This is a genomic window from Providencia sp. M-27 (assembly GCF_011077905.1).
GTDB lineage: Bacteria > Pseudomonadota > Gammaproteobacteria > Enterobacterales > Enterobacteriaceae > Providencia > Providencia huaxiensis.
Genome location: NZ_JAALBT010000034.1, coordinates 1 through 9132, shown reverse-complemented (window position 1 = coordinate 9132; position 9132 = coordinate 1). Strand labels below are relative to the sequence as shown.

Below are 9132 nucleotides of genomic sequence, written 5' to 3'. Positions count from 1 at the left end.
CAGGCCGCATGAATATAACGGTGGATTACCACCAAACGAATCAGAAAACCAATACCGGAAAAACTCTAAAACCGTGGCCAATTTTAGTTGACCACTACACTGAATACTCGCAGATAGCCTGATGCATATGCTCATAGAGCTCAATTTTTTTTCCAAATGAACGTGAACAAATGATTTGCTCTTTAGTTTTTGCTACTTCTTCAAGCTCGATGCAAGATTCACCGTTCAGCTCTCTCACAGTGCGTTCTACAACCACACCGAATGTTTTACGGATCATGGTTGTTTCAGCCCTAGCCAAATCAAGCGCTGTAACTATTCCCATAGCATTTAGCCGGTTACTTATTTTTCTACCCACACCCCATACTTCATTAACAGGCACAAGGGACATGAGCCTTTTCTGACGTGAAGTAGCACTCAAATCGACTACACCGCCTGTTTTGGTCCATGTTTTAGCAGCATGGTTTGCCAGTTTAGCCAGTGTTTTAGTTTGAGCAAAACCAACACCGACAGGTACATGAGCAATCTGCAAAATTCGTTGTTGTATCTTGCGACCGTAATCTTCTAACGGGAAATTTCTAAGCATACCGGTCATATCAAGGAATTGTTCGTCAATACTATATGTTTCTACTCGTGGGGCAAAACCTGATAGTGTGTCCATTACGCGGTTGCTGATGTCAGCATAAAGCGCGTACAGTTGGCTAAGAATTCCTGTCAAAGATAGATAAGTAAGCGATTAACCATTACCTTTCATAGGTTGATAGTATCTAATATTAAAAAAATCACCGAGCTTAATCAGCTGTCTATTTTTAATAGTAAGTATTCATCAACATGTCTAATTTTTACCAATTGGATTACTAAGATGTACTAAGTTTAGTACCGAGGGATCGAATGTACAATCTTCACTCAGCACCAACACAATTCACTTTGTCGGGTGGACGACATTTGTTATTAAAAGCCGTCTTCTTGAGAACCCTGCGTGCAACTTTCACTGTACTAGACTCAAACATTTGATACCCAGTAACTTATAGAGCAGCCATTACAGGATCATTCCAAGAGTTGCGAGTTAGCCTTTTCGTTTTAACCAAGTACTCTTGATATTGAGGGGCAAATAGTGTCACTGCACTTCGGATTTTTACATGTTGTTCATTGATACTTGAGTCATCAATAAACGCACAGAAACTTCTGTGGAAAGATTTTCTGAACCAGAATTAAGGAGGGATAAGGTATATCACACTTAATTTGACAAAAAAGACCAGCACTCAATTGTGCTGGACTAATAGTACAACCAATAAAATTTCTTAGCGAAGAATTACCATTGGTAGTTGAGTACTTTCCATCATTTTAAGTGTATTACTGCCAAGGAAAACCTGTGCCAGCTTAGAGCGTGAAAATGCGCCCATCACAAGCATTTCAACATCATGACTCGATTTATATTCCATCAATGAATTAAATACATTGCCTTCCAATAAACTCGAACATACTTCAAATCCATTCTCTTTCAGCATAGCTTCGGTTTGCTGAAACTTTTCTTGTTGTTTAGGTTGATTGTTTTTCACACTGACAAGATGACATGTCAAACCATGAAGTAAGCCTCCTTCAATAATAGTTTTCACCGCTTTATCTGCGGTTTCACGCCCATCATAAGCCAACATAAAACTTTTAGGGGCTGCAAACTCTTTATTGGCAATAACAACAGGAGTATGAACTTGACGAATAATTTGCTCAATGTGAGAGCCCACCACATTGAAATTATCACCATGGCTTTCACCAGAGCGTCCAATCACAATTAAACGAGCCTCTTCTTCCAGATCATAAATGGCTTCAACGATACCGCTATGTCGTTGCATTTTTTCAATTGTGTGACAACCTTGTGCTTGCGCTAATTGAGAAGCATGTTCCAGCATCTCTTTACCTAACTCCAAGGCTAATTTGCTTTTTTGTTCATCTAAACTGGCCATTTCAGTTAATAAAGATGAACGAGCGCCTAAGCCAATAGCACCACTAAGATCTTCGGCTTGGGTTGATGGTGTTTTCTCAATTGCGTGTAACAACAACAATTTTTTATTCAATTTATTCGATGCCCAAATGCCAGCACGGCAAGTGGAATCAGCATAGATTGAGCCATCAATACAGGTAATTACGTTATTCATTACTTTCTCCTTAGTGGCCTGCCATGAGCTTTTCGACTTCTTTAGGATCATTATGCACACCAAACTTATCAACGATGGTTTCTGTTGCTTCACTCATCCCAATAATTTCAACATCTGTTCCTTCGCGTCGGAATTTAATCACCACCTTATCAAGTGATGATACTGAAGTAATATCCCAAAAGTGAGCATGAGTGAGATCAATCACAACTTTATTCACCACCTCTTTAAAATCAAATGATTCAATAAATTGCTCTGATGATGCAAAAAAGACTTGTCCCATAACTTGATAAGTTCGGCTTGCATCTACTGGTGACTCTGTTTTTACCACCATAAAACGACCAATTTTATTGGCAAAGAATAACGTCGCTAATAACACCCCGACAAAAACACCAATTGCTAAGTTATGCGTTGCCACAACCACAACAACGGTCGTTATCATCACAATATTTGTTGATAATGGGTGCTTTTTAAGATCTCTAATTGAACTCCAAGAAAAGGTACCAATTGCTACCATAATCATTACTGCAACTAACGCTGCCATCGGGATTTGCTTAAGCCATTCATCTAGAAAAACTACCATGATGATAAGATAAATACCGGAGCTTAAGGTGGATAATCGTCCACGTCCGCCAGATTTAATATTAATAATTGACTGGCCAATCATGGCACAACCAGCCATACCGCCCATTAAGCCTGCACCAATGTTAGCAATACCTTGTCCCTTACACTCTTGATTACGATTACTTTTGGTATCCGTAAGGTCATCCACAATCGTGGCGGTCATCATTGATTCCAACAGACCAACCATAGCGAGGCCCAATGAATAAGGTAAAATAATGAATAAAGTTTCAAGATTAAGTGGAACTTCTGGCCATAAGAAAATAGGCAGCGTATCGGGAAGTTGCCCCATATCACCAACAGTTCGTATATCCATTCCAGAGACGCTTGCTACAATTGTCAAAACGATGATGCAAATCAAAGGAGATGGGATCGCTTTACCGATAGCAGGAACATATGGGAATAAATAAACAATTCCTAACCCTGCTGCTGTCATCGCGTAAACATGCCAAGTTACATTGGTTAACTCGGGCAATTGAGCCATAAAGATAAGAATTGCTAATGCATTAACAAACCCCGTCACGACAGAGCGTGATACAAAACGCATTAAGCTGCCGAGTTTTAAATATCCGGCTATGATTTGGAATACCCCTGTTAACATAGTTGCCGCTAACAAATACTCTAAACCGTGGTCTTTAACCAAAGTGACCATAAGTAACGCCATCGCACCCGTTGCAGCCGAAATCATTCCGGGGCGGCCACCCACAATAGAGATAATGAAAGTGATACAAAAAGAAGCGTAAAGACCAACTTTAGGGTCAACACCTGCAATAATAGAAAAAGCAATAGCTTCTGGGATCAGAGCTAAAGCCACAACAATACCCGCGAGCAAATCGCCACGAACATTCGAAAACCATTCAAGTTTTATTTTTTCTAACATGAAAATCCTATCATAAAAGAAAGCGACATCGATGCACACAAGATCCTATAGGCAGATTTAGCCTAAGATAATTTAGTGAACGCACTATGCTGCTTTGAAATTGTATTTAATGAAATTAATAGAATAAATGGTACTAAGGTACCTGCCGGCAAACGGCATAATAGTCACGCAAAATGGTGACAATTTTGAAGAAAGAGGTGGGTAGCCTAAGGCGGCGTAATATGCAACTTACAATCCTTTTAAAATTAATAATGTGTGAATTGTTACACGAATATCACAAAAGGTCTATATGGTAAGAACAAAAAAGAAACGGTTTTTCACTTCATCATTAGATGAATTAATCTTTAACACTCTTTTAGTCACTATGACACTGTTTATCTTTAAAGGACTGATAAGCAGGTATAAGAAGTAATAATCCGATCATAGTTAGGCCGCTAAACAAACCAAATAGAGTGGAAGCTGTCCAGCCTTTTTCAATAAATATCCCAAATATCCATGGGGCAGCTGCTGTAGAAAAGATCATCATTGAGGTCACCATAGAGCGGATTGCTCCAATATGCTGAGTCCCATAAATCTCTACCCATAATGCACTAATAACAGGACTGGAACTACCAATGCCTAGACCAAATAAGGACATAAATAGAGGTGCAGCCCAGTAATTATCCAATAACGTTAAGACTAATAAACCGGCAATTAAAGGTAATGGAAGAAATGGTAATAAAGATTTAGCTTGAAAACGATCAATCAAAGAGCCAGAGACCATAGAACTTGCCCAATGTAAAAAACCATATGCAACGAAACTACTCGCTAATAAACTTGCAGGCCATCCCTTTTGTTCCAGTAAGTAATTTTGTTGAATAAATACGGCCGTCACAATAAATGGAGCGGATAAAACGGCAGGAATAATCGACCAAAATCGCCAATCTTTCACGACATCTCTACGCCCTTGCTCTTGTGTTTTTGTGCTTTTGGGTTCCAAAGGTTTTTTCTTATCAGATGTATTCGACTTTTTTAATAAAGTTAAAGCCATTGGTAAATAAATAATCATGACTATCAATGCCAACATCAACCAACTCCACCTCCAACCAAGCAAAGCGATAGTCGTCATTAAAATTATGGGAAGCACCATTTCACCGAAGGCAACTCCGCTAGCAGAAAGGCTAAGCGCTTTCCCCCTTTGGTGAGTGTAAACTCGAAGCATGGTTGTTTGCGCGGTATGTGGAAAGAGTCCTTGTCCAGCGAGCCTCAGTCCCCAAAATGCAAAAAATAACATCCACACAGTTTGAATGTTCGCCATTAATAAACAGGAAACACAAAGTAAAAATGACACGACAATAACCACTTTATGCAAAGCCCAACGGTCAACAAGGCCGCCAACCATAAAAATGACGGCACTACTGCACAACGTGGCAATGGCATAAATGAAACCATAGTCCTCAGCAGAAATGTTAAGTGATTGTTGAATATCTGCGCCATACCAACTCAAAAAAAATGATTGGCCAATATTACCGATAAAAACAGTAATAAAGCCAAAGCTTAAAAGCGGCCATTCTTGGCTCATAAAACGAAAATAACTACTCAAAAATCACTCCAATAATCAATTGATTGGAAAACAACAATCATACGTTTTCTAGAAATAAGATACCTTTTTCCAATCCCTGTCGATACCCTAATTCTAGTTTTCCTTTAGATCGAGTAAAACGAGAAACAGGGAATGAAGGTGGGGGGGCAATCACATTAATTTTGCAATCTTTAGGAGGAGCTTGAATAAAGTCTAACGCTTGATTATACATTTCATGACGCTTAAGCATCGCAGTATATAATTGAGGATACTCTTTTTCTAATGATTTCATCCACTTTAAAATATATGGCTTCTTTTTTCTATAGCCTAAGGGCTGAGATAATATCACCGTAATATCTCTTGCGCCTTGCTGATAAGCAAACTTGACAGGAATAGCATCAGCGATCCCTCCATCAGTCATTGGTATACCATCAACCATGGGATAATAACGATAAACTAACGGAATAGCACAAGAAGCCATGATCGCAGAATGGTTAATATTATCACTCGAAGTTTGATAATAGCAGGGCTCCCCCGTAGTAATATTTGTTGTCACTACCCAAAGCGGCATGAAAAATGGTCTATGTAACGGCTCATTGTCATATGAGCTTCTCCACAGCCACCCGACATCGCACAAGTGCCCCCCCTTAATATAACGTTTCAGATTAATGAATTCAGAGCTAGTAGCATATTTTTTGATGATTTTTTCACTACGGCCAACTTGCTTTGATAAATAACCAACAAGATTTGTAGAACCAGCAGAAACACCTACAAAAAAATTAAAATCATAATAATTATGAGCCATTAGTGCGTCTAGTACTCCAGCTGCAAATATTCCTCTCATCGCTCCGCCTTCAACCACAAGTGCTTTATTTTTTATCATTTTTCTATCTCCTTAGAACACAAGCTTAATTTTTCATAGAATGGTTCGATAAATAAATATGAAAATTCATTATGAGCTAATCGAGTTTGTGATCTTTGAAGTTCAAGTGAAATGTTAAAGCCATAATTTTGCAGTTGGTAAATAAGTAGTGTTTCTGCTGCAATCCCACTAGTACCAATATAATAAGTCAGCATAATTTCATTACTGCCAGATTTTATATTTACTAATTCATTGCTATGTATACCTACAAAACCAAATGATAATATGTGAGGGGATTCGTTTTCATAAAACTCAATGTTATCATTATGTGGTTTTTTTATGACAAATTGATAGTCGTTCAACTTAGAAAATAGCATCTCTAGCCGTTCTTCGACCGTGCAACCATTTAATCTCTCATTAACTTTATATATATCACCATATCGCTTGAACCTTTTAAACCAACGGTTTAAGAATCCGCTTTGATTAGGGATAAAAGCATTATTAAAAAACTTAAATAATGATAATGATATTTTCTTTTTCCGTTTAAGATCTTTAAATTCTTTAATTACAAACTTAGGGAAATTAAATTCATCATAATTTGTTCGGAGTTTATTATTAAAAACGAACTTTAACTCAACATTTAACATGTGGTGATAAAGTTCTACATCTTGCTCGTTCATTAAAACCCTTATTATAAAATAATTTATATAGAATCTAATGAAGATAAGTGAATGGAATATTGCAAACCATACTTAATCCACATCACTTATTTCATTAGTTTGAAATAAGAAAACTAAAAACAGATAAATTTTCTGAGTTATAGTTGATATGGATAATTGTTACATTGGCCTGCTCTAAAAAAAGTTTCCTTGATAGTATCAATGACTGTTATCAAAGTAAAGCTTGCTTTTAACAAATCCTTTACATGTCATTAGGTTGCACAGTTTATACACTTAATAACACAAGGATTAACGTCTAAGCGTTTGGGGTTGATATCTTCACCACATTGAACACAATAGCCATAATCATCTTCTTTTATCCTATGTAATGCACCTCGAATAGCAACCAGTTGCATTTCTCGTCTTCTTTGGTGTTCTAAAGCCATTTGTTGGCTTTGCATCGCATCCATTCTTGATAAACGCCCGACACTTTGTTGATCAAGCTGTACTGTTGCATGTCCGCCAGTTTGTATCCCTACAGATAACTCATCGAATAACTCTCGTTCCATGGCTAAAAGCTTCTTTTTGAAATAGGCTAATCGCAATTCATTTTCACTCATATCTGTCCTTAGTAGTTGTAAATATATTATAAATAGAAGCCATCAATAACTTAACCGTATTCCGATACGAAAGGTTGAGGCTAAAACTAATCTAGCTTCTCTCGTTTTTTGAATTCTAGAACGTTGTTTGTTGACCCCGTTTTTTCCATTTTGATCATTAACTCAATATGCTTGCATTCTTCAGGTATATGTTTCCACATGGCAACGGTGACTTCGTGCATTCTCACGGCTTGAGACTTTAAGCGTTTTTTATAATCTCCAAGCTTTTGTTCTTTCTTTTTAATTTCGCCCTTGAGCTTTTTGATTTCTTTTTTGGCTTTGTCTAAGTCTTCCTTAGCCTTTATGTGGAGAGGGTGACTGCGAATCACATTATCGGACACATTGCTTGCACCATGAACACGCGTTGCTTCAGCGCCTTCGATCAGCGCTTTTATTTCTGGATAGCGTCTGGCCGATCCATTTGATAACCCAGCTTCTTTTTCAACATTAGAAACAACAATTTTAAGCTTGTTAGCTTTAAGCTTTTGTTTCAACTCCCGGTTAATCGGCTTTTGATCAACAAGTCGCGCCAATGCGTCTCTTAACTGCCTTTCTGTTGAGTTTAATCCAAACTTGTCTGCCATGCCTTACGTCCCCATTGTCGTTTCGATCACTAAATTCAGCACATCTTCTGCAAATTCATACTTTTCATATTTAAACCCTAGATCATCCATGATCGCTTCCGCAGCTTTTACCTGCATCATGTATTTGGTTGCAGAACTGGAATTTAATTCATTGTTTTCTTTTAAAAACTCAATGTTGCGCATTGCGTCCATACGGGAGGATTCAGCATAAGCAGCATTTTCAATAAAGTCATATTCGCAGTCTACACATTCACTTAAATCAATGTTGATACGCATTGAACATTGAGTGTTAGTACAATACATCGAAGGAGCAATAGCGTGTAAGTGTTCTTTCCCGTTGGTCAACCGATCTATCCAGTAGTCAATTGATAGCTTGCGTTTGCTTACCCCATCTTCAAAATAACTTTCACCTTGGCGACTAATTTCAGCAACGGCTGCTTGACCTTTACCGCCCGCGATACGCTCACCATTCGCCATTTTTTGATATATGCGAGCAAATATCTCAGCTTGTTGTGTGACACGCTCTTTTTGTATTTCGCTGTATAGTTTTTCAAATGAATAGGCATTTCGGGCATACCATCGCGTCATCGCCATCGACAAATGCGAAAACTGTTGCTTCAAGGCGGGGAAAGAACACAATTCATAACCAATTAAGTAGTATGCGAGGGAGCGCCGTGTCTGATGTGGAGAGAAGTGAAATTTATCGCCCTGATTAAAAGATGTTTGGGTTGGGTCTGAAGTCTGTAAATACCCCATATCTTCTGCTGTAAGTGTAAAATTAAATTTATCGCGGTTAAACTTCGTATTAATTACTGTGTGCAATGCGCTCTTTCCTATAGGGTAGGGAAAAGCGATATCCTTCAAGTTTGCAAACATTCGATGATTATATTTCTTTGCAAATCTGTTGCGATAGGGCGTATTAATAGCATTCAGTATATGGAATGCTTTCCAGCCAGCTTCCGTGGTTATCTCCATGTTTTGCATCAATCGAACTATCTACTATGACGATATCTCCATCTAGAATCTGTGCGTCCATCATAGAAGTACCAGATACTCGTAAAAAGGGCACTGTTGCAAAGTTAGCGATGAGGCAGCCTTTTGTCTTATTCAAAGGCCTTACATTTCAAAAACTCTGCTTACCAGGCGCATTTCGCCCAGG

General features: G+C 38.2%; 9 protein-coding genes and 1 pseudogene. All 10 read right to left on the bottom strand.

From position 1 onward, the window contains the following. Nucleotides 1–100: 100 nt before the first annotated feature. Nucleotides 101–706: pseudogene (locus tag G6Q48_RS21355) on the bottom strand (Y-family DNA polymerase); the annotation flags it as partial. 592 nt (nucleotides 707–1298) lie between these two features. Then, nucleotides 1299–2150, bottom strand: a complete 852-nt coding sequence (locus G6Q48_RS21350) for a universal stress protein (RefSeq protein WP_024008861.1) — start codon at nucleotides 2148–2150, stop codon at nucleotides 1299–1301. 10 nt (nucleotides 2151–2160) lie between these two features. Beyond that, nucleotides 2161–3648, bottom strand: coding sequence for a SulP family inorganic anion transporter (locus tag G6Q48_RS21345; protein WP_024008860.1), 1488 nt, complete (start codon nucleotides 3646–3648; stop codon nucleotides 2161–2163). 355 nt (nucleotides 3649–4003) lie between these two features. Beyond that, the gene (locus G6Q48_RS21340; RefSeq protein ID WP_024008859.1) at nucleotides 4004–5230 is read right to left on the bottom strand and encodes an MFS transporter; all 1227 of its coding nucleotides are present in this window, start codon (nucleotides 5228–5230) and stop codon (nucleotides 4004–4006) included. Nucleotides 5231–5267: 37 nt separating this feature from the next. Then, nucleotides 5268–6092, bottom strand: coding sequence for a patatin-like phospholipase family protein (locus tag G6Q48_RS21335; protein WP_024008858.1), 825 nt, complete (start codon nucleotides 6090–6092; stop codon nucleotides 5268–5270). Then, nucleotides 6089–6751 carry a hypothetical protein gene (locus tag G6Q48_RS21330; RefSeq protein ID WP_024008857.1) on the bottom strand — a complete coding sequence of 221 codons (663 nt, stop codon included), beginning with the start codon at nucleotides 6749–6751 and terminating at the stop codon, nucleotides 6089–6091. Before G6Q48_RS21330 ends, G6Q48_RS21335 begins: the two co-directional genes overlap by 4 nt. A gap of 251 nt (nucleotides 6752–7002) precedes the next feature. Beyond that, entirely contained in the window at nucleotides 7003–7299 is a 297-nt protein-coding gene (locus G6Q48_RS21325) for a TraR/DksA family transcriptional regulator (protein WP_197701527.1), read from the bottom strand. 137 nt (nucleotides 7300–7436) lie between these two features. Continuing rightward, complete coding sequence (locus G6Q48_RS21320) at nucleotides 7437–7973, bottom strand: hypothetical protein (RefSeq protein WP_024008855.1); 537 nt, start codon at nucleotides 7971–7973, stop codon at nucleotides 7437–7439. A 3-nt stretch (nucleotides 7974–7976) separates the two neighbouring features. Further along, complete coding sequence (locus tag G6Q48_RS21315; RefSeq protein ID WP_207393063.1) at nucleotides 7977–8948, bottom strand: hypothetical protein; 972 nt, start codon at nucleotides 8946–8948, stop codon at nucleotides 7977–7979. Then, on the bottom strand, nucleotides 8893–9009 hold the full coding sequence (locus G6Q48_RS23150; protein ID WP_336431278.1) for a hypothetical protein: 117 nt from the start codon (nucleotides 9007–9009) through the stop codon (nucleotides 8893–8895). The genes G6Q48_RS21315 and G6Q48_RS23150 overlap by 56 nt, the downstream gene beginning before the upstream one ends. Between the last annotated feature and the right edge of the window lie 123 nt (nucleotides 9010–9132).

Coding starts and splice junctions, on each gene's coding strand:
- G6Q48_RS21350 (WP_024008861.1), bottom strand. CDS start 2,150: ATGAATAACGTAATTACCTGTATTGATGGCTCAATCTATGCTGATTCC.
- G6Q48_RS21345 (WP_024008860.1), bottom strand. CDS start 3,648: ATGTTAGAAAAAATAAAACTTGAATGGTTTTCGAATGTTCGTGGCGAT.
- G6Q48_RS21335 (WP_024008858.1), bottom strand. CDS start 6,092: ATGATAAAAAATAAAGCACTTGTGGTTGAAGGCGGAGCGATGAGAGGA.
- G6Q48_RS21330 (WP_024008857.1), bottom strand. CDS start 6,751: ATGAACGAGCAAGATGTAGAACTTTATCACCACATGTTAAATGTTGAG.
- G6Q48_RS21325 (WP_197701527.1), bottom strand. CDS start 7,299: ATGGAACGAGAGTTATTCGATGAGTTATCTGTAGGGATACAAACTGGC.
- G6Q48_RS21320 (WP_024008855.1), bottom strand. CDS start 7,973: ATGGCAGACAAGTTTGGATTAAACTCAACAGAAAGGCAGTTAAGAGAC.
- G6Q48_RS21315 (WP_207393063.1), bottom strand. CDS start 8,948: ATGGAGATAACCACGGAAGCTGGCTGGAAAGCATTCCATATACTGAAT.
- G6Q48_RS23150 (WP_336431278.1), bottom strand. CDS start 9,009: ATGGACGCACAGATTCTAGATGGAGATATCGTCATAGTAGATAGTTCG.